The 24,421-nt window shown below is 62.2% G+C and carries 36 protein-coding genes, 1 tRNA gene and 1 pseudogene; 29 read left to right on the top strand and 9 right to left on the bottom strand.

What is annotated here, in order from left to right:
• The first annotated feature begins 15 nt into the window (after positions 1-15).
• From SR858_RS11100 to SR858_RS11020, 17 genes and pseudogenes are all read left to right on the top strand, one after another.
• On the top strand, positions 16-354 hold the full coding sequence (locus tag SR858_RS11100) for a hypothetical protein (protein WP_019920851.1): 339 nt from the start codon (positions 16-18) through the stop codon (positions 352-354).
• Positions 351-704 (top strand): hypothetical protein, encoded by a 354-nt coding sequence (locus SR858_RS11095; RefSeq protein WP_019920850.1) that lies wholly within the window; start codon positions 351-353, stop codon positions 702-704. Before SR858_RS11100 ends, SR858_RS11095 begins: the two co-directional genes overlap by 4 nt.
• Before the next feature lie 149 nt (positions 705-853).
• A complete protein-coding gene (locus tag SR858_RS11090; protein WP_019920849.1) occupies positions 854-1,036 on the top strand; it encodes a hypothetical protein in 183 nt (60 codons plus the stop codon).
• A 319-nt stretch (positions 1,037-1,355) separates the two neighbouring features.
• Entirely contained in the window at positions 1,356-1,613 is a 258-nt protein-coding gene (locus SR858_RS11085) for a hypothetical protein (protein ID WP_019920848.1), read from the top strand.
• Positions 1,610-1,831: a hypothetical protein gene (locus SR858_RS11080; protein WP_019920847.1), complete on the top strand. Its 222-nt coding sequence runs from the start codon at positions 1,610-1,612 to the stop codon at positions 1,829-1,831. Before SR858_RS11085 ends, SR858_RS11080 begins: the two co-directional genes overlap by 4 nt.
• A gap of 109 nt (positions 1,832-1,940) precedes the next feature.
• Positions 1,941-2,075: a hypothetical protein gene (locus tag SR858_RS11075; protein ID WP_019920845.1), complete on the top strand. Its 135-nt coding sequence runs from the start codon at positions 1,941-1,943 to the stop codon at positions 2,073-2,075.
• A complete protein-coding gene (locus tag SR858_RS11070) occupies positions 2,072-2,341 on the top strand; it encodes a hypothetical protein (protein WP_019920844.1) in 270 nt (89 codons plus the stop codon). The genes SR858_RS11075 and SR858_RS11070 overlap by 4 nt, the downstream gene beginning before the upstream one ends.
• Positions 2,328-2,462 (top strand): hypothetical protein, encoded by a 135-nt coding sequence (locus SR858_RS11065; RefSeq protein ID WP_019920843.1) that lies wholly within the window; start codon positions 2,328-2,330, stop codon positions 2,460-2,462. Before SR858_RS11070 ends, SR858_RS11065 begins: the two co-directional genes overlap by 14 nt.
• Positions 2,463-2,529: 67 nt before the next feature.
• Positions 2,530-3,459, top strand: coding sequence for a RecT family recombinase (locus SR858_RS11060; protein WP_322534559.1), 930 nt, complete (start codon positions 2,530-2,532; stop codon positions 3,457-3,459).
• A 48-nt stretch (positions 3,460-3,507) separates the two neighbouring features.
• Positions 3,508-5,418: a YqaJ viral recombinase family protein gene (locus tag SR858_RS11055; protein WP_019920841.1), complete on the top strand. Its 1,911-nt coding sequence runs from the start codon at positions 3,508-3,510 to the stop codon at positions 5,416-5,418.
• A 24-nt stretch (positions 5,419-5,442) separates the two neighbouring features.
• Positions 5,443-5,742 (top strand): KTSC domain-containing protein, encoded by a 300-nt coding sequence (locus SR858_RS11050; RefSeq protein ID WP_019920840.1) that lies wholly within the window; start codon positions 5,443-5,445, stop codon positions 5,740-5,742.
• Positions 5,739-5,975, top strand: coding sequence for a hypothetical protein (locus SR858_RS11045; protein WP_019920839.1), 237 nt, complete (start codon positions 5,739-5,741; stop codon positions 5,973-5,975). Before SR858_RS11050 ends, SR858_RS11045 begins: the two co-directional genes overlap by 4 nt.
• Entirely contained in the window at positions 5,972-6,193 is a 222-nt protein-coding gene (locus SR858_RS11040; RefSeq protein ID WP_154819792.1) for a hypothetical protein, read from the top strand. Before SR858_RS11045 ends, SR858_RS11040 begins: the two co-directional genes overlap by 4 nt.
• Positions 6,190-6,378, top strand: a complete 189-nt coding sequence (locus SR858_RS11035) for a hypothetical protein (protein WP_019920838.1) — start codon at positions 6,190-6,192, stop codon at positions 6,376-6,378. Before SR858_RS11040 ends, SR858_RS11035 begins: the two co-directional genes overlap by 4 nt.
• Positions 6,375-6,788 (top strand): recombination protein NinB, encoded by a 414-nt coding sequence (locus SR858_RS11030; protein ID WP_019920837.1) that lies wholly within the window; start codon positions 6,375-6,377, stop codon positions 6,786-6,788. The genes SR858_RS11035 and SR858_RS11030 overlap by 4 nt, the downstream gene beginning before the upstream one ends.
• Positions 6,789-6,796: 8 nt before the next feature.
• Positions 6,797-7,699 (top strand): annotated as a pseudogene (locus SR858_RS11025) (recombination-associated protein RdgC); the annotation flags it as partial.
• Positions 7,700-7,840: 141 nt separating this feature from the next.
• Entirely contained in the window at positions 7,841-8,257 is a 417-nt protein-coding gene (locus SR858_RS11020; protein WP_322534615.1) for a DNA translocase FtsK, read from the top strand.
• A gap of 15 nt (positions 8,258-8,272) precedes the next feature.
• On the opposite strand, the gene SR858_RS11015 is transcribed toward SR858_RS11020, so the two are convergent.
• On the bottom strand, positions 8,273-8,995 hold the full coding sequence (locus SR858_RS11015; protein WP_322534557.1) for a hypothetical protein: 723 nt from the start codon (positions 8,993-8,995) through the stop codon (positions 8,273-8,275).
• Between SR858_RS11015 and SR858_RS11010 the strand changes: the two genes are divergently transcribed.
• The 7 genes from SR858_RS11010 to SR858_RS10980 all read left to right on the top strand — a co-directional run bounded on the left by SR858_RS11010 (position 8,958) and on the right by SR858_RS10980 (position 13,279).
• Positions 8,958-9,764 carry a hypothetical protein gene (locus SR858_RS11010; protein WP_040377555.1) on the top strand — a complete coding sequence of 269 codons (807 nt, stop codon included), beginning with the start codon at positions 8,958-8,960 and terminating at the stop codon, positions 9,762-9,764. The genes SR858_RS11015 and SR858_RS11010 overlap by 38 nt on opposite strands.
• A complete protein-coding gene (locus SR858_RS11005; RefSeq protein ID WP_019920833.1) occupies positions 9,761-10,081 on the top strand; it encodes a hypothetical protein in 321 nt (106 codons plus the stop codon). The genes SR858_RS11010 and SR858_RS11005 overlap by 4 nt, the downstream gene beginning before the upstream one ends.
• A gap of 94 nt (positions 10,082-10,175) precedes the next feature.
• The gene (locus SR858_RS11000; protein ID WP_019920831.1) at positions 10,176-10,418 is read left to right on the top strand and encodes a hypothetical protein; all 243 of its coding nucleotides are present in this window, start codon (positions 10,176-10,178) and stop codon (positions 10,416-10,418) included.
• Positions 10,415-11,671 (top strand): hypothetical protein, encoded by a 1,257-nt coding sequence (locus SR858_RS10995; protein WP_019920830.1) that lies wholly within the window; start codon positions 10,415-10,417, stop codon positions 11,669-11,671. The genes SR858_RS11000 and SR858_RS10995 overlap by 4 nt, the downstream gene beginning before the upstream one ends.
• Entirely contained in the window at positions 11,668-12,039 is a 372-nt protein-coding gene (locus tag SR858_RS10990; protein ID WP_322534556.1) for a hypothetical protein, read from the top strand. Before SR858_RS10995 ends, SR858_RS10990 begins: the two co-directional genes overlap by 4 nt.
• Positions 12,036-12,374 (top strand): hypothetical protein, encoded by a 339-nt coding sequence (locus SR858_RS10985; RefSeq protein ID WP_322534555.1) that lies wholly within the window; start codon positions 12,036-12,038, stop codon positions 12,372-12,374. Before SR858_RS10990 ends, SR858_RS10985 begins: the two co-directional genes overlap by 4 nt.
• The gene (locus SR858_RS10980; protein WP_019920828.1) at positions 12,263-13,279 is read left to right on the top strand and encodes a tyrosine-type recombinase/integrase; all 1,017 of its coding nucleotides are present in this window, start codon (positions 12,263-12,265) and stop codon (positions 13,277-13,279) included. Before SR858_RS10985 ends, SR858_RS10980 begins: the two co-directional genes overlap by 112 nt.
• Before the next feature lie 86 nt (positions 13,280-13,365).
• Here the strand turns inward: SR858_RS10980 and SR858_RS10975 are convergent.
• From SR858_RS10975 to SR858_RS10960, 4 genes are all read right to left on the bottom strand, one after another.
• Positions 13,366-13,440, bottom strand: a tRNA-Val gene (locus tag SR858_RS10975).
• A gap of 72 nt (positions 13,441-13,512) precedes the next feature.
• A complete protein-coding gene (dnaQ, locus tag SR858_RS10970; protein ID WP_019920827.1) occupies positions 13,513-14,229 on the bottom strand; it encodes a DNA polymerase III subunit epsilon in 717 nt (238 codons plus the stop codon).
• Positions 14,230-14,283: 54 nt separating this feature from the next.
• On the bottom strand, positions 14,284-14,733 hold the full coding sequence (rnhA, locus tag SR858_RS10965; RefSeq protein ID WP_019920826.1) for a ribonuclease HI: 450 nt from the start codon (positions 14,731-14,733) through the stop codon (positions 14,284-14,286).
• Positions 14,726-15,571, bottom strand: a complete 846-nt coding sequence (locus tag SR858_RS10960; RefSeq protein WP_019920825.1) for a class I SAM-dependent methyltransferase — start codon at positions 15,569-15,571, stop codon at positions 14,726-14,728. The genes rnhA and SR858_RS10960 overlap by 8 nt, the downstream gene beginning before the upstream one ends.
• A 20-nt stretch (positions 15,572-15,591) precedes the next feature.
• Between SR858_RS10960 and gloB the strand changes: the two genes are divergently transcribed.
• Complete coding sequence (gene gloB, locus SR858_RS10955) at positions 15,592-16,398, top strand: hydroxyacylglutathione hydrolase (RefSeq protein WP_026637098.1); 807 nt, start codon at positions 15,592-15,594, stop codon at positions 16,396-16,398.
• A gap of 127 nt (positions 16,399-16,525) precedes the next feature.
• Here the strand turns inward: gloB and aceB are convergent, their stop codons facing one another.
• Complete coding sequence (gene aceB / locus SR858_RS10950; protein WP_040377553.1) at positions 16,526-18,133, bottom strand: malate synthase A; 1,608 nt, start codon at positions 18,131-18,133, stop codon at positions 16,526-16,528.
• 197 nt (positions 18,134-18,330) lie between these two features.
• Here aceB and SR858_RS10945 point away from each other — a divergent pair, with 197 nt between their 5' ends.
• Positions 18,331-19,248: a LysR family transcriptional regulator gene (locus SR858_RS10945; protein ID WP_019920822.1), complete on the top strand. Its 918-nt coding sequence runs from the start codon at positions 18,331-18,333 to the stop codon at positions 19,246-19,248.
• 107 nt (positions 19,249-19,355) lie between these two features.
• Here the strand turns inward: SR858_RS10945 and SR858_RS10940 are convergent, their stop codons facing one another.
• From SR858_RS10940 to upp, 3 genes are all read right to left on the bottom strand, one after another.
• A complete protein-coding gene (locus SR858_RS10940) occupies positions 19,356-19,559 on the bottom strand; it encodes a cold-shock protein (protein WP_008448165.1) in 204 nt (67 codons plus the stop codon).
• Between the two features lie 318 nt (positions 19,560-19,877).
• Positions 19,878-20,243 carry an Hpt domain-containing protein gene (locus tag SR858_RS10935; protein WP_019920821.1) on the bottom strand — a complete coding sequence of 122 codons (366 nt, stop codon included), beginning with the start codon at positions 20,241-20,243 and terminating at the stop codon, positions 19,878-19,880.
• Positions 20,244-20,259: 16 nt separating this feature from the next.
• Positions 20,260-20,910, bottom strand: a complete 651-nt coding sequence (gene upp / locus SR858_RS10930) for a uracil phosphoribosyltransferase (protein WP_019920820.1) — start codon at positions 20,908-20,910, stop codon at positions 20,260-20,262.
• 25 nt (positions 20,911-20,935) lie between these two features.
• On the opposite strand from upp, the gene SR858_RS10925 reads away from it, so the two are divergent.
• From SR858_RS10925 to SR858_RS10915, 3 genes are read left to right on the top strand one after another with little or no spacing between them, the layout of a single operon-like run.
• On the top strand, positions 20,936-21,154 hold the full coding sequence (locus tag SR858_RS10925) for a hypothetical protein (protein ID WP_154819791.1): 219 nt from the start codon (positions 20,936-20,938) through the stop codon (positions 21,152-21,154).
• Positions 21,155-21,172: 18 nt separating this feature from the next.
• On the top strand, positions 21,173-22,909 hold the full coding sequence (locus tag SR858_RS10920; RefSeq protein ID WP_322534554.1) for a putative bifunctional diguanylate cyclase/phosphodiesterase: 1,737 nt from the start codon (positions 21,173-21,175) through the stop codon (positions 22,907-22,909).
• Positions 22,906-24,420 carry an HDOD domain-containing protein gene (locus SR858_RS10915; RefSeq protein ID WP_019920818.1) on the top strand — a complete coding sequence of 505 codons (1,515 nt, stop codon included), beginning with the start codon at positions 22,906-22,908 and terminating at the stop codon, positions 24,418-24,420. Before SR858_RS10920 ends, SR858_RS10915 begins: the two co-directional genes overlap by 4 nt.
• Position 24,421: the final 1 nt, after the last annotated feature.

Below are 24,421 nucleotides of genomic sequence, written 5' to 3'. Positions count from 1 at the left end.
CGCCCAGGTGCGGAAATGATCGCCCTGATCGTGGGCGTCCACGCCGGTAGCACCTTCAACTTCACCGAGCTGGCCGGCGACGCAATCCGCAACCTGGTGCCGGCGCGCAAGCTGGCCCTGGTGCCGAAGCTGGCACCTGCCGCCACCGGAATGGTCACCGTGGCCCAGTTCTGCGCTACACGCGGCGCCGACCTGCCGCTGGCTACGCTGAGCCGCATTGGTCGCAAAGCTGCAGCGCTGAGCCGCGCTGACGGCCTGCTGATCGGCCGCGCCATGGAGCAGTTCGGCGAGGTCAACACATACGACGCCGACGTGCTTGCACTGGCCTTCGACGCGATCCAGGCCGCCCAATGAATGCCCCGATCAACCCCGCCCTGCTCAAAGCCTGCGCCGCGCCGGTGGTGCTGCGCGACCAGCAGCCGACCGTGGCGCCCGACAGCCGCGTGCTGGTCGTAGGCCACGAGCACGACGGCCTGCTGCTGGACTTGCACGGCCTGCTCGATGGCTCCGGCTACGACGTGACGGACGTGACGCTGACCGGCGAGACGGTGGCGCTGACCGCCCTCTTCTCCCGCGACCAGCTGCTGCAGTTCGACGACTGGTGCGACGACCACCTGCCGAGCGCCCACGAACTGCGCCTGGTCTCGATCGACGAGGCGCGCATCGAGCGCCACGAGTGGGAACGCAACTTCGAGCCACCCTGATCCGTATGCGGTCGCCGGGCGCTGCTACCACCCGGCTCAGCCTTGGCAGGCGAAGAAATAGCCCCTGTGGGATCAGCATGCCCGCGTCGCACTCGCCCCGTGCCGCCGGCCGGCGTATCCGGCCACCACCAACCATAGAAAGGCATCACATGGCAGCAGCTACTCCGACCACTTTCAAACCTGGCCAGAAGGTCACCGTCCGCGCCCGCAGCAAGGTCGTGCAAGGCAAGTTCCTCAAGGAGCGCCCGGGCTCGAAGGGCAGCTACTACGACATCGACCTGGGCGACAACAAGGTCGGCAGCTACCGCCCCTCGCAGGTGCAGGCAGCGTGACACAACGGCGGCGTGCAGGCCGCCAGCACTACCCGTCCCGCGCCGGGCAAGCGCGGGAACCACGTGGCTGCTGATTGCCGAGGAGCGGGAACACACACACAGGTAGAGCTGGTGCAGTGCGCGGGCGGATTTGGTGGGGCAGTCAGCAGCCATGTGGTGACGACTTGTGAAGGTGTATCCGGCAGCACGCCTGGCAGACAGGAAGGAACATGGTTCGAATCCATGCACAAGAGGGGTGGGTAGGGTCTGCTTCGGCACTTACCACACGCAGCGACCGGCGAACGCGGTCCCCAACAACGAATCGAACAGGGAGAGTGGCATGAGCATCACCAATAACGGCGGCCCGGCATTCCCATGCCTTGAAGCGACCATAACCGGCATCGACAGCGACGGCCAAGAGCGGATTGATACCGAGGCGCACGGCGGCATGTCGCTGCGCGACTACTTCGCGGCGCAGTCGTTGGCGCCGATGATCGAAAACAAGACCAAAGGTAGCTGCCAATACGGAAATGAGCAGGAGATCGCCGCCCGTGCATATGCGTTTGCCGATGCCATGCTGGTGGAGCGCGCCAAGTGATCGCCCGCCACATCACCGCCGGCCGCGCCTCGCGCCTCGCCGTTTCCAGCGCCCTGGCATTCGACTATCAGGACAGCGGTTTCGAGGATGCGCTCACCAGCGGCAACCTGGACGCGGCTGAGTACGTGCCCGCCGGCGGCTGCTGCAGCGCACCCGCCACGGCCGGCCGCAACGCGATCCGCCTGCAAATGACCGACCGGGAAGGAGCCGCCTCGTGAAATATCGTTTTCTTCGCGCCATCCTGGTCGGTTCGATCGGTGGCTTTGTGATCGGCAGCGCCGTCGCCGGCGCGCTCTGGTTCGGCGTCCTGCAATCGGTGGTGTTGCCATGATCTACCAGCTCACCATCAAGCACGCGGACGGCAGCACCGAACGCCGCACTGCCATCGGCAAGCTGGCCGCCATTGTTGACGCGCTGTACGACGCTGGCGCGCTGGGCGTAACCGCCATGGTGCGCACGTGAGCGCCCTGGAGCCGGGCCTGCTGGCCCAGTTGCTCGACGCCGAGCCAGCGCCGGCTGAGAAGGCGCTGCGCAGGATCGTCTCGCTGTTCGCCGACAACGCTCACATGAGCGGCCACGAACTGCGGGTGCTGGAGATCGCGATGGAGGGCCTCGGCGCGCCGGCCAGCGAGCGGCGCCAGGCGATCGAGGCGGCGATCCAGCTGCGGCGCAACCGGGTGATGTCCCGATACACCGAGCAAGGGAGGGTTGGTCATGAAGCTGCGTGAAATCCTGACCATCGGCGCCCTGCTCACGTTGGTTGCGGCCACCTACGGCTACATGCAGCAAGCCGACGCCCGCGCCGCGCAGCACGAGCAAGAAATCTGGACCGGCAAGGTCGATAAGTAGCCGGCGCCGCAGTACCACGAATTTTTCCGCCACCGGCGGCAACAACGAAGTCCACCTGGAGAGAAGCATGAACGCAGTTACCCGTGAGTCCCAATCCGCCATGCAGTTGTCGAGTACGCCGATGGCGCCGGCCAGCACCGCATCACTCGTCCTCGACGTCGCCAGCATGGAAAGCATCATGCGCCTGGCCGACATCATGGCCAAGGGCCGCGCGACGATCCCCGACCACCTCAAGAGCAGTGCATCCGACTGCGCGGCCGTGATTATGCAGGCCATGCAGTGGCAAATGAACCCGTTCGCCGTTGCGCAAAAAACGCACGTGGTCAACGGCGCGCTGGGCTACGAAGGGCAACTGGTGAATGCGGCCATCGTATCCAGCGGCGTGACGCAAGACCGCTTCAACTATGAGTGGTTCGGCGCCTGGGAAAAGATCATCGGCAAGACGCGTGTGGTGACCGTGCCGGAGAAAGGCAAGAAGGGTGACAAGGACTACAAGAAGGCCTATCAGTTCCACACGCCCGACTATGACCTGAACGCCGAGATTGGCCTGGGCATCCGTATCTCGGCCACGCTGCGCGGCGAGTCGGTGCCGCGCGTGCTCGAACTGCTGCTGGTGCAGGCCAGCGTGCGCAACTCGCCGCTGTGGGCCACCGATCCCAAGCAGCAACTCGCCTACCTGGCCGTGAAGCGCTGGGCGCGTCTTTACGCACCGGACGTAATCCTAGGCGTCTACACCCCCGACGAGCTCGACGAATCGAGCCGGGAAATGCGCGACATCACGCCGGCGCCGCGCGAGGCTGTCGCTGAACCGCACACCATTGACCAGTTGCCCGAATGTACCGATGAGCTGTTCAAGGAAAAAGCGCCGGCATGGCGCGAAATGATCTTGAGCAAGAAAAAGACACCGGCCCAGCTGATCGCCATGTTGAGCACCCGCGCCACGTTCACAGAGAGCCAGAAGATGACCATCGACAGCTGGGCTCACGAGCAAGAGTAATCCGCAGCGCAACCACCGACCAAACCACGAAAACTACTAGGACACATCATGCAACGCGAGAACACCCTCACCCGTGAAATCCACAACCTGCTGCAAGGCAGCGACGACTGGCACGCCTTCCGCTTCGCGCACCACGGCGCCAGCGAGGCCGCCGCCATGCTAGGCCTGTCGAAGAAGGTAAGCCGTACCGAACTGGTGCGCATGAAGGCCACCGGCCTGGCCAAAGAATTCAGCGACTGGGTGCAGGAGAACATCCTGGACTACGGCCACGAGGTGGAGGCGCTGGCGCGCCCCAACGCCGAGAAGATCCTCGCTGACGAACTCTACCCAGTCACGCTGTCGCTGGGCCGCGAGAGCGCATCCTGCGACGGCCTGAACATGGACGAGACCATCGGCTTCGAGCACAAGCAGTGGAACGAAGAGCTGGCCGCCGCCGTTGCCGCCAACGACCTGCCCGACGACCACAAGCCGCAGGTCCAGCAGCAGCTGATGGTGACCGGCGCCGAGAAGTGGATGTTCATGGTGTCGGACGGCAGCGAAGAAAACATGGTCTGGATGTGGGTGTACCCGGATGCCGCCTGGTTCGACCGGATCCGCGCCGGCTGGGAGCAGTTCGACGCCGACGTCGCCAACTACAAGCAGGTGGACCACGCCGTGAAGCCTGAGGCCGCGCCAGCCGCCGCGCTGCCTGCACTGGTCGTGCACACGGAGGGCAAGGTGGTCAGCAGCAACCTGATGGTCTATCAGAAAGCGGCCGAGAAGTTCCTTTCGACGATCAAGACGGACCTGCAGGATGACCAAGATTTCGCGGACGCCGAATACAACGTCAAATTCTGTGGTGAGGCCGAGGACAAGCTCGAGCTGGCGAAGGCTGCCGCGTTGGCGCAGACCTCGACCATCGACGAGGTGATGCGCACGGTCGACCACATCAAGGCCCAATTCCGCGCCAAGCGGCTGGATCTGGAAAAGCTGGTCAAGACCCGGAAGGAGCAGATCAAGGAAACGATCCTCAATGAGGGCAAGCGCGAGTACGTCGACCACATCGCAGCGCTGGAAAAAGAAATCGTACCGCTGCGCCTGGCGCTGCTGCCGCCCGACTTCGCCGGTGCCATGAAGAACAAGCGCACGCTGGCCAGCCTGCACGATGCCGTCAACACCACACTGGCGAACGCCAAGATCGAAGCCAACCAGCGGGCCGCCGACTACCGCATCAAGCAGGCCTGGTGCAAAGAGAACGCCGCCGGCTACGGCCACCTGTTCATGGACATGGCGCAGATCATCGCCAAGCCGATGGACGACTTTCAGCTGGTGGTGCGCACGCGCATCGCCGACCACGAGCGCGCTGAGGCCACCAAGCAGGAAGCGCTGCGCGCCAAGATCGCGGCCGAAGAAAAGGCCAAGGCGGAAGCAGCCGCCGCTGCCGAGCTGGCCGCCCAGCGCCGCGCCGACGCCGAACGCCAGGCGGCCGAGGCGAAAGCCGCTGCCGAGCGCCAAGCCGCCGCCGACCAGGCCGAGCGCAACCGCGTGGCTGCCGAAACGAAGGCGAAGATGGAACAGCAGGCCGCCGAGCGTGTAGCCCAGGACGCGCAACCCACCCGCGAAAGCGCCCTCGCCGCCGCCCACCAGAGCCTGGCGCAGGAAAAGGCCGACGCACTGGCTGACCAGGGCCAGCTCACGGACCTCGCCAACGCACAGGCCGGCACTGCCGTCGCCGATGACCTGTTCTCGGCCAGCAGCGCCGCCAGCGCAGGCGATGCCACCACGGCGCCGGCACTGCGCCTGGGTCAGATCGGCGAGCGCCTGGGTATTTCCCTCACGGCCGACTTCCTGACCTCGCTGGGCTTCGCGCCGGTGGCCACCGATCGTGCCGCCAAGCTGTACCACGAAGCAGATTTCCCGCGCATGTGCGCTGCGCTGAGCCGCCACATCGCCGCCGTCCAGGCCAAGTTTTCCGTCTAACCCGTTCACCATCAGGAGCCATCCATGAACGCAAACAGCATCCCGCTCACCCCGGTCAAGTCCAGCAAACTGCACGCCATCGGCCACGACCCCGCCAGCCAGACCCTGGCCATCCAGTTCTTCGCCAAGGGCGCGCCCGGCAACGTCTACCACTACGCCAACTTCACGGCGCAGGAGTACACCGCATTCGCCAGCGCCGAGTCGGTCGGCAAGCACTTCATCCAGCACATTCAGCCGCACAAGGAAAAGCACCCGTACCAGAACATGGGGGTGCCAGCGGCGCCAGTCGCAGCCGAGCCGGCGACGCCAGGAGTTGCGGCGTGAGCCGCCGCATTCCATCGGCCCCGAGCTTGCAGGCCGCGTGCGACAAGTTCAACGCTGCGAATCAGGTCGGTGCCGCCGTCACGGTGCTGCTCGACGGCGGCGAGGTCCGCGAGACCATTACCACCAGTGAAGCTCAGGTGCTCAGCGGCCATAGCGCCGTGATCTGGCTCGATGGCATTCGTGGCTGCTACCTCCTGGACCGGGTGACACCGGTGAAGGCTGTCGCTACATGAACGCCCAGCAGCGCTACCAGAACCGCGCCACCGCCCGCGCGCTGGCAGAAGAAGTGTTCGAGGCAAGCTTACCGGAAGGTCTGACCCTGCGGCGGGGCAAGCTCTACTACGACTGTGAGGGTTGTGAGCGCGTATGCGAGTGGTACGGCACGCCGGAAGACTTCGCGCACCCCAATGCAATAAAGCTGGGCGGCTGCTCGCCAAGGTGCTGCCCATGATCGCCGCCGGCACGCTGGTCGAAGTCGGCCAGCTTGACGACCAGGGCACGCTGGGCGCAGTGATGCAGCGCCCGAATGGTGAGCTGATCACCATCACCGGCCTGACGCTGGACGAGACGCGCGCGGTGGCACAGCGGTTGTTCCTGTCGGTAGTAATCACGATCGCTGCGGGAGCACCGCCATGACGCGCCAGACGTTTTTCCTAGTCCACGCCGAGGCCCGGCGCCGCGCGGCCGCGTTTGCCGGCACGGCCCCGGAAGGCTGGATGGTCGTCTTTTCGGAGCCCCGCAAGAAGCGCGCCCAGGAGGAAAAGTACCACGCGATGATCGGCGAGATCGCGAAACAGATTGAGCACATCGGCCGCAAGTGGGACGCGGACGACATGAAGCGCCTGCTGGTGGACGAGTTTGCCGAAGAGATGCGCCTGGCCTGCACGCCGCTGCATCACGACGGCCGCGTCACCGTGAGCTTCGACGGGCGCCGCACCGTACAGCTCGGCATCCAGACCGCCGAGTTCTACGTGAAGGAAGCGGCGCAGTTTATTGAATTTTTGTATGCCTTCGGCACCGCGCGCGGCGTCGTATTTTCAGAATAGGATCAGCCATGTGGTTTAAGAATCTCCAAATTTATCGACTGCCGAAAAATTGGCAAATGACCACCGAGGCGCTGGCCGAGGCGCTGGCGTCGAACAAGTTCACACCAGCCAGCAGCAGCGAGTTGGTTCGCCAAGGCTGGGACGAGCCGCGCAAGGAAGGCGGCCTGGTGCATGCCGTGAACAAGCAAATGCTGATACGCCTGCGCGGCGAGAAGAAGCTGCTGCCAGCCACCGTCATCAACCAGGTGACGAAGGCGCGCGCCGCCGAAATGGAAGAAGCCCAAGGCTTCGCGCCGGGGAAGAAGGCGATGAAGGAATTGAAGGAGCGAGTCGCCGACGAACTGCTGCCGCGCGCTTTCAGCATCGAATCGAACATCTGGACCTGGATCGATCCGGTGAACGGCTGGCTGGTGGTGGATGCGGCCAGCCCGTCGAAGGCCGACGAGGTGATCAAGTTGCTGCTCAAGGCCGTCGACCGCTTGCCTCTAGAAAGCCTGCGCGTGCAGCGCTCGCCGGTGGGCGTCATGACCGAATGGCTCTCGACCGACGAGGCGCCTGCCGGCTTCACCATTGACCAAGATGCGACGCTGCGCGCCACTGGCGAGAGCAAGGCCACCGTTCAGTGGAAGCGCCACACGCTCGAACCGGACGAGTTGCGCCGTCACTTCAAGGCCGGCAAACAGTGCACGCGCCTGGCCATGACCTGGGACAGCAAAATTTCGTTCGTGCTGGACGAGACCCTGGCCATCAAGTCGGTCAAGACGCTCGACGTGCTGACGGAGGAAACGCGCGGCACCAGCCGCAACGACGACGAGCGCTTCGACGGCGACTTCATGCTCATGACCGGCGAGTTGGCGAAGATGCTGGCCGACGTGGTGGAAGCGCTGGGCGGCGAAGCGACGGTGGGCGAGGCTGGTGAAGATACCCGCGCGGCACCGGCCGGCCAGCCGAAGATCGAGCGGGCCGTGCGCCTGGGGGCGGAGCTGTACAAACAGCGCGCGCTCCACCGCCATGTGCTGGGTGCGCTGTACGAGCAGACGATCGAACCTTACATGGCGCGCGTCCGGGAGCGCATGGATGAAGCCGGTGGCGCCATCGAGGCAGCCATCGCACTGGCGAAGGAGCAGGCCACCGGCTCGACTTCGGCCCAACTGTTCCTGGTCGCGGCGGTCGAGATCGTGGAACCAAGCCCGCTCCCTGCAGCCGGCGACGAGCCTGTGCGCGAGCAGCGCGTGGTGACGAGCCTGGGCGCCGACGTACCAGCCGGCGACGGCAGCGCCACCGATCCGCTGTACGACCAGGCCGTGGCCGTGGTGCGCACGAACCAACGCGCCTCGCTATCGCTGATCCAGCGCCACCTGAGCATCGGCTACAACCGCGCGGCGCGCCTGCTGGAAGCGATGGAGGGCTCGGTGGTCGGACCGATACAGTCGAACGGCAATCGTGAGCTACTTAGTTGCGAATCCTAACGTCCACACCCCGCGCTATTGAGGGAACATTTGCCCCATTCGCACAGTTAAATTTTTCGCCATCCGGGCGGACAATTCCGCGAAATCGGTGGCGCTCTGGGCGGAAATTGGATCGTTACTGTGGGCGGCAAGGTCGCGCATGCTTTTCAATCTTCGAAGGCTATCAATTTCCTCGCTGGTTAAGAAATTGGAGTCCGCCAAGAAATGCAAGATGCTTGGGAATCCTATGCGCGTTGAGAAGTGAACATTTTTTTTCGCGCGATTAGTCGCAGCCCGAAGAACGGTCTCTAGTGACTTCCATGCCTCCATCACCACCCCGGTTGGATTCGCCCGAAGTGCGACTGGATCATCATCAGGAAGCATAAAGCTCAGGATGTTGGACAAGGTTACTGGATCGACGCCAAGCATTTCTTGGTTCGTGGTTTCGCGCTCGTCGCTTGCAGCAACTACGGGTGGGGCAGCGACGGAATCTTCTATCGCTGCCGCGACTTCAGCGAGGTCTTTATTGAACTCCGCCTCAATGCCGCCAGGCAGCTTGAGTTTTTGTAGCAGCGGGAGGTGTTTTGCTACCTCTTCTTTGAAAAGGAAAAGGATAGTGACTAGCGCTACAGGCCATGCCAGAGATCCAACGAGGCTAGAAACGAATTGCATCCAGTCCATAAGTCGCCAGTAAAAAATATTAATAGAAAGGAATAGTAGCATGGTCGAAGAACGGTCTATCCTCATGAATGGCGCCATGGTCCGCTCCACGCTGGCCGGCACCAAAAGCCAGACGCGCCGGATCGTAAAGCCGGACCCGGGCCCATACTGGAATCCATTCGTGGGCGCGTACAACCCTACCATCATCGACAACGGCGGCTACGACGCCCCGGGCCGTGAAATATTTGGCGCGTCGGACGAAACTATGGGCCGCAAGTTCCCGTACGGCCGGCCAGGTGGTCGCATCTGGATCCGTGAAACCTTCTTCGCCTACGGCCGGTGGGTAACGCGCTACAGCGAGAAGAAGAAGCGCGACGAGTGGCACTTCATCGACATGACCGTCGAGTGCGGCCACGCCTACCAATACGACGCCGACGCCCCCGACTTGCCGCTGGCGAAGAAGCGCGATGGCGGCGTGTTGCCCGGCTGGTACAAGCGACCAGCCATCTTCATGCCGCGCGCGGCCAGCCGGATCCTGCTGGAGATCGTGAGTGTGCGCGTGGAGCGGCTGAACGACTGCAGCGAGGCCGACGCCAAGGCCGAAGGCGTCATGCAGTTGGATGCCGACCACAGCCCGCGCCCGGAGGCGCGTACCAAGGACGGATGGAGCCTGTGCTCGACGTGTGCTGGTACCGGCCTGCGAAGCACGCTGGGCGCCGGCGGCGGCGTCAACTTCGACGTGGATTGCACGGACTGCGATACGCACCTCAAGTTGTACCGCCACTTGTGGGAAGCGATCAACGGCGTCGGCAGCTGGGATGCGAACCCATGGGTGTGGTGCGTGGAATTTGAGCGGGTGATGCCGTGACCGGCCGCATCCTGATCGTCGGCAGCGGCGATGGTCGCCGCCTGACTGCGATGCTCGCCGTTTCAGCCACAAGCCTGGGCCAGGCGCTCATCGCGGCGTCGAAGCAGTACGAGGAGGCGGCAGTGCGCGGGCGCATTGAAGCGGAACTTGCCGCGCTCGAACTGAGCGCAATCAACTCGGCGGCGAAGTTTCGCGACTTGGCGGCGGCAATGGCGAAGTTCCAGGTCGCACCTGTCGAGTTCCCGATGCAGCGCGCCGGTGCGCCGGCATTCGGCAGCGCGCGCCCCTACCTGAAAAAGAAGAAAGGACGGTCATGATCAGCAGTACCACCGCCCGCCGCGTCGTCTGCATCGGCGCCCTCAAGCTGTACGGCCTGGCGATGGCCGCCCTGCTCTGCGACTGGATGTCGAAGTGAGCGCGCGCGACCAGGTGCCGGCCGAGCGCGTCAAGACCGCGCAGGATCTGGCCGACGACCACGACCTGCGCATCATCCGCGCGCGGCAGCGATGCCAGGCGGTGGGAATCAACGGCGCAAAGCATTTCGTCAGCACCTACTGCCACCACGATGGTGATGCGGAAATGCTGATCTACCTCAAGGGGCGCGCCGAGCCGGTGCGGCCATGTGACATAACGATATTGGAGCAACCTACATGAAAATCGATCTGAACGAATTGGAAGCGCTGGCGCGCGCGGCAACGCCGGGGCCGTGGGAACTGAATCGCCACGGGGCAGTGATTGGAGGACCAGTTCAGCAGTACGCGAATGGTAAGGGCCAGAACCAGTTGGCAATGGCGACTGGCGCGGTTTGGATGCGACTCGACGAAATGGCATGCAACGCAGCGCATATCGCCGCCGCCAATCCGTCTGCCGTGCTCGAACTCATCGCCCTCGCACGCCAAGCATACGGCGCCGAGACCGTGGCCATCCCGCTGGTGAGCGGCGAGGAACTGCTGGCGCGCACGCAGCCGCTACCGAAGTGGATTGACGACATGAAAGGCGGCGGCCCGACCACGGACAGCCTGATCGAGTACATCGAGCAACTGCGCGGCGCTCCGCATGCTCAGCAGCCTGCGCCGGGCGCCGCTGTTGTAGTGAAGGACTTCGATATCGAGGATGCACAGGTTCTTTTCAGTGCTGCGGAAAACATGCGTAGCGCCGATAAGACCGGCCCGGTAGTTGATGCGCGCTTTCGCATTGCATACAAAGTTGAGCAAATTGCTAAGCGCATGTTCGCCCAGCCACCAGCTGGTGCTCAGCCAGTGCAGCAGCCTGCGCCGCACGTACAACGGTGGCAGGACCGCTACAACCATGGAGTTAGGTCGCCGGCGAAAATCGAGTGCATGCGTCTGGAAGTCGAAGATTGGCGCGCCCTCTTCGCCGCCACTGCTCCTGCCACCAGCGTGCAGCCCTTCCAGCAGCGCGTGCAGCCGTGGATGATGGCGTGCTTCGGCGCCGAGATTTCCGCCGACACGAAGGAGCGCAACCACCGCTTCTTCGAAGAATCTACGGAACTGGTGCAGGCCTGCGGCATGACGCCAAGCGAGGCGCACCAGTTGGTGGACTATGTGTATGGCCGGCCAGTCGGCGAGCCGGCGCAGGAGGTTGGTGGCGTGATGGTCACGCTGGCGGCGCTGTGCCTTGCCAATGGCTTGGACATGCACCAAGCCGCCGAGGTCGAACTGGCGCGCATCTGGACGAAGGTGGAATCGATCCGCGCCAAGCAGGCGGCAAAGCCGAAGCACTCGCCATTGCCAGCGCCTGCGAATTATGCAGCGACCATCGATGCGGCGCTTGTCGCATTTTGCGATCAGGAAGGCTACCCCAGCGACGACCCTGTCGATGATCTGATCCGCAAAGCTTTTGGCGCGGGCGCCAGGTTCGCATTCGACCTGAAAGGCAATGCATGATGGACGCCATCCGTAATGCCGGCGCCAAGCTGGCCAACCTTGCCTACAACTTGTCGCAAAGCGACGCCTTGCCGGTGGAACTGCGCGCCAGCTTGGACGATTGCCGCAAGGAGTGGGATGCGGCGGTAAGCGCGGCGCCGGTGCCCGCCTCGGCACTGGCGCCGGCCAAGCTGATGTCAGCGTGCTGGTGCACCACCTGCCGGCCGGTGACGCTGCTCGACTCGCGCATGGTGCTGTGCCCCACGTGCGGCAACAAACGCTGCCCGCGCGCGAACGACCACCGCCACGACTGCACGGGCAGCAACTTGCCTGGTCAGCCCCGCAGTTCATGCCCAGCTGCGGCATCCAACCTGGAGACGCCACCGTGAAATTCGACGAAAACGAACTGGCCCGCATTGCGGAGTTGGTGGCCAGCAAAAACAAAAGCCCGATGGGCGAGCTTAATCGACAACAGATTTGCACCGCGCTGAGCGTGAGCGAGTCTACAATCCGGCGGCTCGAACAACAGGGAATGCCGTACACGCCAGTGGGCGCGAGATCGAAGCGCTACGACCTGGCGGAATGCAAGAAGTGGTTAAAGGAAAATCAATTATGTCCATCTGGGACGACAAAAACGGCCGCAAACACGTCGGGATCATGGTCGCCGGGAAAAGAGTTCACCGAATACTGCCGGAAGGCGCAACTGCGCGTGATGCCAAGCTAGTTGAAGCTGAGTTGCGCGCGGCAGTGGCGCGCGCGCCAAAAGCCAAGCAAGTAGCCATTCCAGGTGACCCGCCTATGCTGCAGATTTTGGAAATATACTTAGAGCACGCCTCTCAATTGCGCAGCGCTGACTCATCCAAGCACCATATCATGCGCCTGAAGCCCTGGGCAGCAAGCTTTCGTGCGAGTCAAGCCCAGGAATTTGCGGACAAGGTTATCCGGGACATGAGCAAGTTGATCGAGGATCCGAAAACAAAATCCATGAAGCCGGCGTACGCGCCAGCCACCATCAACCGGTCGCTGGCTTGCGTCAAGAAAGGATTGACTCTCGCATGGAAGCGTCGGATCACACACGAAAATCACGGGCTACGTATCGAGTCTGTAAGGGTAAGCAATAAACGAGAGGTGTTTTTGACGGTGGATGAGGTAAGAGATATTGCTCAATACTGCAGCAAGCCGGCGCAGGCTGCCATTTGGGCTGCGCTTCTAACTGGGGCCCGGAGGGGTGAACTGTGCAAAATCCGCGCCGAGCACATCGGCAGCGACACAATTACTCTGCCTGCCAGTCACACCAAAACTCTTCGAACTCGGGTAATTCCGATAATACCTGCCTTGAGACCTTGGCTAGAGTTCTTCCCTCTCGACTTAGCGCCCGATGGAGTGAAGTCAGCTTGGCGCCGCGCTCGGGTCAAGGCCGGGAAAGAGCATGTGAATTTTCACGACCTCCGGCACTCGTGCGCCAGCATCATGCTAAGCCTGGGTGTTGATCTCTATACAATCAGCAAAATTCTAGGGCATAGTAACGTCCAGACAACGCAGAGATATGCTCACCTGCAGGTGGACGCGCAGCGATCGGCGTTAGGTAAGCTTTCAGATCTGGTTGCACCGATTCAGGCAAAAAACTAAATTACACAGGCTAATTACACAAGGCAAAAAAAATCCAGCCGGTCAATGGCTGGATTCTCTTAAGTACCTGATTTTGATACATATTCTGGTGGGAAGTGCAAGTTTCGAACTTGCGACCCCTGCAGTGTGAATGCAGTGCTCTACCCCTGAGCTAACCTCCCGAAGCGAGGCGAATTATACGATACGTCCCAGTCAAAATGGAAGGGCCAACGTGAAAATTCTTCCGTTATCCCTCACGCCGGCAACTGCGGCGCCATGGCGGCAGTCCAGATGCATTGTCCTTTGACAGCCTTGTCCAGCCCGGCCAGCGCTTCCACGTGCGCTGCCAGTTCGTCGTCCGAGGCTGGCAGGAAGATGATGTCGGCCATGGCTACCGGCGCCAGCAATTCGCTGCCGGCCGGTTTCACTTCTTCCACATCCATGCCCAGGCTGTTCTGGCCGCGTGTCATGGCCAGGTAGACGTCGGCCAGCAACTCCGAGTCGAGCAGCGCGCCGTGCAGCTTGCGGTGGGCGTTGGAGATGCCGTAGCGGTCGCAGAGCGCGTCGAGCGAGTTGCGTTTGCCGGGGTGCAATTCTTTCGCTTGCACCAGGGTGTCGATCACGCTGCTGATGTGACTGCTGAAGTCCGGCAGGTTCAGCAGCTTGAATTCGTGGTTGAGGAATCCCAGGTCGAACGGCGCGTTGTGGATGATCACTTCCGCGCCTTGGATGTAGGCGCGCAAGTCTTCGACGATTTCGTGGAAGCGTGGCTTGTCGCTCAGGAATTCGGTGGTCAGGCCGTGGACGTTGAGCGCACCCTCTTCCGAATCGCGGTCGGGATTGATGTAGACGTGGAAGTTATTCCCCGTCAGCATGCGGTTTTCGAGTTCGACACAGCCAATCTCGATGATGCGGTTGCCCAGCTTGGGATTGATGCCGGTGGTTTCGGTATCGAGTACGATTTGGCGCATAGTGTTTCGGTGATTGCTACAGACAAGCGGGCTAGTATAACAGGCCGGCCGGTTTTACTTTTTACTGGCGGCGCGCGCCACTTCGACGCCGCGGTTGGCCAGCATGTCGGCGCGTTCGTTGCCGGGGTGGCCATTGTGGCCGCGCACCCAGCGCCATTCCACCGTGTGCAGCGCTTGCGCGATATCGAGCGCCTTCCACAGGTCTTCGTTCTTGACCGGTTCCTTGGACGCGGTTTTCCAGCCGCGCGCTTTCCAGCCGTGGATCCACTCGCTGATGCCCTTTTGCACGTACTGGCTGTCGGTGTGCAGCACGACGTCGCAGGGGCGCTTGAGGATGCTCAGCGCTTCGATCACCGCCTGCAATTCCATGCGGTTGTTGGTGGTGTCGCGCGTGCCGCCGCAGATTTCTTTCTCGGAGTTGCCAGCCACCAGGAATGCGCCCCAGCCGCCGAGACCAGGGTTGCCCTTGCATGCGCCGTCAGTAAAAATTTCGACCTTATCCATCCTGCTGTTCCCGTCTTTTGTTGGTTGCCGGCACGACCGCCGGGGCCGTTGCCGATTTCTTGGCCCACGCCGGGCCGATCAGATGCATGCCTTTCACGCGCTTGATGGCCTGGATGATATACACGCCGCCAAAGAACGGCCACCAGCGCGGACCGGCATTATCCATGAATGCATAGCGTTGCAGCCATTTTTCTGTGCGGCAGGCGGGCGCGTAGCAGCCGAGGTGGCTGTGGCTGTCGCCCATATTCAATAATTTCAGCCAGTCCTTCATGCGCGGCATGGTAATCAGTGATTCCGTGGGCGGCAGGAATGAGGCGCCACCCACGCGTCGCAGCACATGGCGCGCACCCCACAGGCTGGCGGGATTGAAACCGCAAATGATCACCTGCCCTTCGGGTATCAGCACCCGCTCGACCTCGCGCAGCACCTGGTGCGGGTCGGTGGAGAACTCGAGCACGTGCGGCAGCACGACCAGGTCCAGGCTGTGCGAGGCGAACGGCAGTTCGGTGAAATCGCAGGTGAGCGAGACGGGCCGCGCCGGCGGCATGGCAATCACCGGTCCGGTCATCGTGGCCATGGTGCCGGCCGGTGCGGACAGCGGGGTTGGCGCGATGTTTTCCGGCCGTACCTTGCGGTCTACCAACCACTTGTTGGGCATGCGGTTGGCGGCCAGCGCGTCGATTTGCGGCAGGCCGATCTGCACCGCGTTGTAGCCGAAAATATCTACCGTTAAATTATCTAAACATGTTTGTTCCCACGCACGCATGTACACACCGGCGGGCGTTTGCAGCCAGCCTTCCAGCGCTATAATGGATTGCTCCGAACCTGCTTTATCCATGTCCAGCCTTTAGCGATCCAATGACCATATCTTCTCAACAAGCTCTCAGTGTTCTTACGATTCCAGCGTTTAAAGACAACTACCTGTGGCTGATCCATGACGGCGTGCACGCTGCCGTCGTCGATCCCGGTGAAGCCAAACCGGTCCTGGCCGCGCTCAAAGAACACGGCCTCAGGCTCACCGCCATTCTACTGACCCACCATCACGCTGACCACATCGGCGGCGTTCCCGAATTATTACAGCATTACCAGGTTCCCGTTTACGGCCCGCGCAACGAGAGCATCGCCACCGTCACCCTGCCCGTCGGTGAAGGCAAGCACATCGACGTGCCGGGCCTGGCGTTGCGCGTGAGCGTACTCGATGTGCCGGGTCACACCATGGGCCATATCGCCTACGTGCGCGCACCGCTCGATGCCGAGCCCACCTGGCTATTCTGCGGTGACACCCTGTTTGCCGGCGGCTGCGGAAGGCTGTTCGAAGGCACGCCCGCGCAGATGATCAGCTCACTCGGCAAGCTGGCCGCGCTGCCCGATGATACCAAGGTGTACTGCGCCCATGAATATACCCTATCCAACCTGCGCTTCGCGCGCGTGGTCGAGCCCGATAACGTGGCACTGCAGGAAAGGGTAAAAGTAGAGACCGACAAGCGCGAGCACAACCTGCCCACCGTGCCCAGCACGATCGCGATCGAAAAGGCCACCAACCCTTTCCTGCGCTACCGCGAACCGGCAATCGCCCAGGAATTGGTGAAGGCTGGCAAGCTCGACAAGATCGACACCCCGCTGGCGACGTTTACGGCTTTGCGCTTGTGGAAGAACGATTTTTGAGGTGACTGCAGCGAGGGCGGGCAAAGCCGCCTGTCAGCAGGATCCATGCGCCGCACGATTGCGTGCGGCGCATGGATCCCCGCGTGCGCGAGGATGGCGGATTGAAGGCTAACAGCTGAGCATCCCGTTAGATTTCTTCGTACAGCGGCAAGGTCAGGAATTCGGCAAACTCGGTCGAGGTGGACATATCTTCGAAGATTTGCGCGGCGCGCGGATAAGTCGGGCCGTCGCCACCGGGCGCATCGCGCTGCACCTTGGCCAGCTCTTCCGGAATCATCGCCCGCACCATGTCGGCCGTGACCTTGCGGCCGTCTTCCAGCACGCCCTTGTCGGAACGGATCCATTGCCATACTTGCGAACGGCTGATCTCGGCTGTCGCAGCATCTTCCATCAGGTTGTGGATCGGTACGCAGCCATTGCCTGCCAGCCAGCTGCCGAGGTAGTGGATGCCGACATTGATGTTGTAGCGCAGGCCAGCCTCGGTAATCGGGGCCTCGGGCTTGAAGTCGAGCAGTTGCTCGCGCGTGACCTCGATGTCGGAGCGTTGCTTGTCGATCTGGTTGGGTTTGTCACCGAGCACCTTGGTAAATTCCCCCATCGCCAGTTCGACCAGGCCCGGATGGGCGACCCAGCCGCCATCGTAGCCATCGGTGGCGTCGCGCGCCTTGTCGTTGCGCACGCCGCCCATGGCGACATCGTTTTTCTCCGGATCGTTCTTGATCGGAATCAGCGCCGCCATGCCGCCGATGGCCGGTGCCTTGCGCTTGTGGCAGGTCTTGAGCAGCAGCAGCGCGTAAGCACGCATGAATGGTGCGGTCATCGTCACCTTGGCGCGGTCGGCCAGGCAGAAGTCCTTGTCCAGCTTGAATTTCTTGATGCACGAGAAGATGTAATCCCAGCGGCCGGCGTTCAGGCCCGAACTGTGTTCCCGCAGTTCGTACAGGATTTCGTCCATCTCGAACGCGGCCAGGATGGTTTCGATCAGGACGGTGGCCTTGATGGTGCCCTGCGGCAGCCCCAACTCGTTTTGCGTCATGACGAAAATATCGTTCCACAGGCGCGCTTCGAGGTGGGATTCCATTTTCGGCAGATAGAAATATGGGCCGGCGCCACGCGCCAGTTGCTCCTTGGCGTTGTGCACCATGAACAGGGCAAAGTCGAAGATGCCGCCGGAAATGCGCTTGCCATCGACCAGCACGTGTTTTTCATCGAGGTGCCAGCCGCGCGGGCGTACCACCAGCGTGGCGACCTTGTCGTTGAGCTTGTACGACTTGCCGTTTTGCTCGAGCGAGATGGTGCGGCGTACCGCATCCTTCATATTGATCTGGCCGGTAATCTGGTTATCCCAGTTGGGCGTATTGGAATCCTCGAAGTCGGTCATATAGCTGTCGGCGCCCGAGTTGAGCGCGTTGATCACCATCTTGCGTTCGACCGGGCCGGTGATTTCTACGCGGCGGCATTCGAGCGCGGCGGGAATCGGTGCGATGGTCCAGTCGCCGTTGCGGATTTCTGCAGTCTCGGGCAGGAAGTCGGGGCGTTCGCCGGCGTCCAGACGCTTGGCGCGCTCTACCCGCACGGCCAGCAATTGCTGGCGACGCGCCTCGAATTCGCGCGTGAGCTTGACCACGAGGCTCAACGCCTCGGTGGTGAGGATGGCTTCGTAACCGGGTTTGATGTCACCGGTAATTTCCATGCCTTGGGGCAGATTAAGAGGTTGAGCAGAAGGCAGCGTCATGTGCGAGATCTCCAAGAGAAAAGTTAACTTCCATACCAAATTATAAGCATCGCCACAGTGCGCACGCCGGTTTCTTTTTTAGTGTGTCGGCTCGGTGACACCATGGCTTTTTTTCCAGTATATTCACTCTTTAGTTACGCAAACGAGACTAAATATCACTTCATCCATGCGTTTTTGTCACAGATAGAAAGTTCACGATGGGACAATTCAGACAGATTTCCACCTTTGTCGAGGTCGTGGCCAGGGGCAGCCTGTCGGCTGCCGCGCGCGCGGAAGGCATTGCGCCGGCCATGATCGGCCGCCGGCTCGATGCACTCGAAGCGCGCCTCGGCGTCAAATTGCTGCAACGAACCACGCGCAAGCTGGCCCTCACCGACGAGGGCACGGCATTTCTCGAGGATTGCCAGCGCATCCTGGCCGAGCTCGAGGAAGCCGAATCAGCCGTGGCTGAGCGCAGCGCCCGTGCCACCGGCCACCTGATGATCTCGGCGCCGGCCGGTTTCGGCCGCCGGCACGTGGCGCCATTGCTGCCGTCTTTCCTGGCCGAACACCAGGACCTCACCGCCACCCTGAACATGACCGACCGCGTGACCGACATCGTCGGTGAAGGCATCGACGTGGCGATCCGCATCGCCAGCCTGGCCGATTCCAGCCTGGTCAGCGTCAAGCTGGCCGATAACGAACGGGTGGTGGTGGCGGCGCCCTCCTATCTCAAGCGCCACGGCACGCCGGAAACCCTGGCCGACCTCGCGCGTCACAACTGCCTGGTGATCAGCAGCGAAGGCAGCCAGCGCGGCTGGACTTTTCGGGAAAACGGCAAGAACGTGGTGCTCAAAGTGGGTGGCAATATGGGCTGCAACGACGGCCAGGTGCTGCACGAATGGGCACTGGCCGGCAAAGGGCTGGCGTGGCGGTCGATGTGGGAAGTGGGCAGCGAGATCGAAGCAGGCAAATTGCACACGGTGCTGGCCGATTTTGCGGCGCCGGGCAACGATATTCACGCGGTGTTTGCGCAGCGCCGGCATTTGCCGCTGCGGGTGCGGGCGTTCGTGGATTTTTTGCGGCGGGCGTATGCGCAGCCGGACTACTGGCGGCGCAAACCTGCGCAGCATTGAAAGGAAAGACAGGCGTTACCGCGCGCAGACGTGCGGTCTGCCAAACGTACAGACGAAAAAAAATCCTCGGTTACCGAGGATTTCTTTATTTCGTTAGATCCAGCGTATTACAGAGGCTGAATGTTCGAAGCTTGCTTGCCCTTAGGACCAGCGGTCACTTCAAAAGAAACGCGTTGGTTCTCTTGCAGCGACTTGAAGCCTGCCGACTGAATCGCCGAGAAGTGAGCGAACAGATCTTCGCCGCCTTCGTCAGGGGTGATAAAGCCGAAGCCCTTCGAATCATTGAACCATTTTACGATACCAGTTGCCATTACAATTCCTATTTCAGTTAAGTTGGGCTTGCGCCCGTGATATCGTTTGAGGCAAGAAAGACATACAAACTGCAGTACTCTTGAATCTAAACGATTCCGTATTATACCCATTTACTAGAGAAAAGCACGTGTTCACAAAAATAAATGCAAAAGACCGCATTTTTTGGTAGAAAAAGCCGGAAGACAGCGTGAACAACCTTCCTTTTTTGCTTCAACTACCGCTGCTCATGAACAGCAACTCTCTCGTTCAAAGCGTACATGTCATTATAGACAACTAGATCATAACCGATTTGCGATAGATCAAGTGGACTACGTGTTTCAATTGAATTCGGTGGCGCTCGCGTCGCGCGCCGCCCATGCCAGCAGACGATCCACCTGGACGGGGATAAGCTCCCAGCCGGCGCCCTCTTTCATGACGGTGCGCACCTGCTGTTCGATGCGGCGCGCCTCCTGCCCCAACGTCGCGAATCCGAAGGTGCCGGCCGAACCCGCCACGCCGTGCAGCAGTTCGTGCAACTGGTGCAGCGCTGCGGCGGAGGGCGCGGCGCACCCGGCACTGGCACTGGCGCGACAGGCAGCGAGCGCCTGCGCAATCTTGTCCATCGTCCCGGGCACGGTGGCGGCGAACTTGGCGTTGAGCGCCGCCAGGCGGGCGCGAAAATCAGGGTCGGTCGAGGCGTTCATTATATATATGCGGCGATTACTTGGTGCCGAAGATGCGGTCACCGGCATCGCCCAGGCCCGGGATGATGTAGGCATGGTCGTCCAGGTGCGAATCGAGCGAGGCGCAATACAGCTTCACGCCCGGGTGCGATTTCTGGAACACTTCCACGCCTTCCGGCGCCGCCACCAGCGACAGGAAAATGATTTGCTCGTCGGTCACACCGCGTTTTTTGAGGACATCGACCGCATGCACGGCCGAATTGCCGGTGGCAACCATCGGGTCGCACAGGATGAAGGTGCGCTCAACGGTGTCGGGCAAGCGCACCAGGTATTCCACCGGCAAGTGGGTGGCCGGGTCGCGGAACACGCCGATATGGCCCACGCGCGCCGACGGCACCAGGTCCAGCAAGCCGTCGCTCATGCCGATGCCGGCACGCAGGATCGGCACGATGGCCAGTTTGCGGCCGGCGATCACCGGCGCGTCGATGGTCATCAGCGGCGTTTCGACCGTGCGGGTAGTCAGCGGCAAGTCGCGCGTGATCTCATAGCCCATCAGCAGCGTGATTTCCTTGAGCAGATCGCGGAAAGTCCGGGTTGACGTATCCTTGGCGCGCATATGGCTCAGCTTGTGCTGGATCAGTGGATGGTCGGTGATGAACAGGTTCGGAAAGCGCGGATCTTGTTTCATTATTGTTTGCTCTATGAAGACGTTTATGCGCGCCATTATACAAGCGGAGCGCGCGCGCGGCGGCGGTGACGCCGTGACAACATGGCGAAACAACTATTTGTGCGGTTTTAGAGATTTCTCAAAAGAAATTAATGAAACCCAACAGAATGTTGTCTTTAGCCATGTAAAACGCCGCGTAGAAGTGATAAAGTGCTTTATGGATTTGCAAGATTCACATAATCCGCGTGTCACATATACAAATTAGAAAGCTTAGATTTTTGCAATGCAACAGTCCCCCACACCTCAGACGCCACGCGATTTGCTCCACGAGCTGGACCATTTCATGGAAGAAGCTGGCGATGTGGTGTTTCGCCTCGATGCCACCGGCGCGGTCGCCTATGCCAGCAAGCGCGCGACCACGCTGATCGGGCGCCTGGCGCCGCTCACCGGCCTGTCGCTGGCGCGGCTGGTCAGCGACGATCATCATGCATCGATCACGGCGGCGCTGGCGGAAGCCCAGGCCACGCGCACGCCGCAGCTCCTGCAAGTGCGCATCAAGGCGCCCGAGAGCGAAGTCTGGCATGAATTACGCATTTCCTTCCTGCCGCAGACGGGCGGCACGCTGGTGGTGGGACGAAACATGTCACAGCAACAAGCCACCGAAGAGCGCCTGCGCCACCTGGCTACCCACGACGCGCTCACCGAATTGCCCAACCGCCTGCTGCTGTCTGACCGCATCCGCATGGTGATCGCCAACGCGCGCCGTTCTGGCCAGGGCTTCTCGGTGGCCACCATCGGCCTCGACAGCTTCAAGAAAGTCAACGATGGCCTTGGCCACCCGGTGGGCGACGCGCTGCTGCAAATGGCCGCCGCGCGCCTGCGTAAAACCCTGCGCGACAGCGATACGCTGGCGCGCGTGGGTGGCGACGAATTCGTCGCCATCCTGCCCGGCACCCATACCGAGGCACAGATCAAGCTGGTCACCGGGCGGCTGATCGCCTCGCTGCAGTCGCCGTTCGACATCGGCAAGCACACCATTTACGTGGGCGCCTCGGTCGGCGTGTCGATCTACCCGCTGCACGCGGAGGACGAGGTGCGCCTGGTGGCGCTGGCCGATGCCGCCATGTCGCGCGCCAAGGAAACCGGCAAGGCGCGCTGCGTGGTCTACAGCCCCTCGCACGCGGGACCGCCGCAGCACGATATCTCGCTCGAGGCGGCGATGTTCCAGGCCGTGCGCGAAGGCGAATTCCTGTTGTACTACCAGCCCATCGTCGATGCGCCCACGCGCGAGATCCAGGGCTTCGAGACGCTGATGCGCTGGAAGCATCCCACGCTCGGCATGGTGCCCCCGGTGCGCTTCATTCCGATCGCCGAGGCCAATGGCCTGATCAACCTGCTGGGCGCCTGGGCGCTCAAGGCGGCATGCGTGCAGCTGCGCCAGTTCGAGGAAGTGGCGCGCCGCAGCCTGTACATATCGGTCAATATCAGCCCGCGCCAGTTCCGCAACGATAAATTCCTCGATGTGCTCGACGACGCCCTGGCCTTTTCCGGCCTGCCCGGCGAACAGCTGGTACTCGAAATTACCGAAGGAACGCTGATGATCGACCCGGTCCACGCGGAATCCATCCTGTCCAAGATGGCCGAGCGCCGCGCGCGCATCGCCATCGACGATTTCGGCACCGGCTATTCGTCGCTGGCCTATCTCAAGCGCTTCCCGATTTCCGTGCTCAAGATCGACCGCGCCTTCATCCGCGACCTGCCCGGCTCGCAAAAGGACGGCGCCATCTGCAGCACGGTGCTCGACCTGTCGCGCCACCTGGACCTGTCCGTGGTGGCCGAAGGCGTGGAAACCGAAGAGCAGATGGGCTGGCTCAACGACAGGGGCTGCCAGTACATCCAGGGCTACCTGACCGGCAAACCAATGCCTGCCAACGTTGCCATGGCGGCGCTGCGCGAAAGCATCCACGCCAAGCTGGTGCCGCACGTGCCGCCAGCCCAGGCCGCGCAGGTGACGCCATGACCGGCCTCGGCATCATCGGCGAACAAGGCGAAAAGACCCTGGCAAAGCTGTGGGACTGCACGCGCCGGCGCGGCGACATGCCCGGCTTCGCCAAGGCGATCACGTCGATACTGGGCGCCATGCGCGGCGAGGACGACCAGGCATTCAATATGACCAGCACCGTGCTGTCCGATCCGGTGCTCACGCAAAAAGTCCTGCGGCTGGCCAACAGCAGCATGTATTCGGCTTTCGGCCAGCACGTCAACACGGTCTCGAAAGCGGTGGTGGTGCTGGGCACCGACGCCATCGGCCACCTGGCGCTGGGGCTCAAGCTGATCGAGGAAATGGGCGCCGACACGGCCGGCGGCGAGGCCACGGTGGCGCACATCGAAATGGAAAAAGCGGTATTGGCAGGCATCGTGGCGCAGCAGATCGCCACGGCCGCCCACAACCCGCGCGGCGAAGAAGCCGTGGTGTGCTCGATGCTGCATACGCTGGGCCGCATGATGCTCACCTTTTACATGCCCGAGCGCTGGCTCGAGCTGCAACGCCGCGCCGACGACGACGGCACCAGTATCGAAGCCGTCGCCCCCGATATGCTGGGGCTGAGCATGGAACAGCTGGGCCACGCCGCCGCCCTGCACTGGCGCCTGCCGGCGCAGCTGGTCGACGGCATGCGCCGCATGGATCCGCCCGCAGAAGGCGCCGCCATCGAGCAGGCCGACTGGGTGGCGGGCCTGTCCACCATGTCGGCCATGTGCGCCGAATCGCTGTGGCACGACGACGCCGTTGGCGCAGCCGAGGTGCAGGCGCTGACCGAGAGCTATTCGTCGCTGCTGGGGATGGAGGCCGACAACCTGATGATCGCCATCGAGCAGGCCAAGGTGGTAGCGGCCAACGATCTGACCATCGCCCCGCTTTCGCGCCCGGCCGAGCGACGCGCGAAGGCGCAGGCGCAACACCGCCAGCGCGCGGCCGGCAACAAGATCCTGCTCAGCGGCCTGGCCGATATGCGCGACGTGCTGGACACGGCCAGCCCCGGCCAGATGGTGCAGATCGCGCTGGAGACCATTTACAAGGGACTGGAGTTTTCGCGTGCCATCGCGTTCGTGCGCAACCGCCGCGACAGCCTGTACGCAGCGCGCATCTGCTTCGGCAACGACAGCCGCGAGCTGCTGGCGGCGATGAGCTTCGACGACGCATACGAACCGAACGTGTTCCACGCGTCGCTCAACAGCGACCGCGTGATCTTCATCGAAAATGCCCGCGACGCCAAGTTCGCGGCCAAGCTGCCGCAGTGGTGGAAAACCTCGCTGTCGGAAGCGCACAGCTTTGTCATCATTCCGCTGTCGTACAACGGCCAGGCGGCCGGTTTCCTGTATGGCGACTGGGATGACACCTTCCCGCCGATCCAGCTCAGTCCCACCGAGTTCTCGCTGCTCAACGACATCCGCATGATGGTGGTGCGCGCCGCCGAGCGGCGCCATAAACAGGAGACGGTGGCCACCATCACCGCCCCTACCCGCGCCTGAA

The sequence above is a fragment of the Duganella zoogloeoides genome (genome assembly GCF_034479515.1).
In the GTDB taxonomy this organism is placed as follows: Bacteria; Pseudomonadota; Gammaproteobacteria; order Burkholderiales; family Burkholderiaceae_D; genus Rugamonas; species Rugamonas zoogloeoides.
Note: the sequence above shows the minus strand (reverse complement) of the source record. Positions and strands in the feature narration are given on the sequence as shown.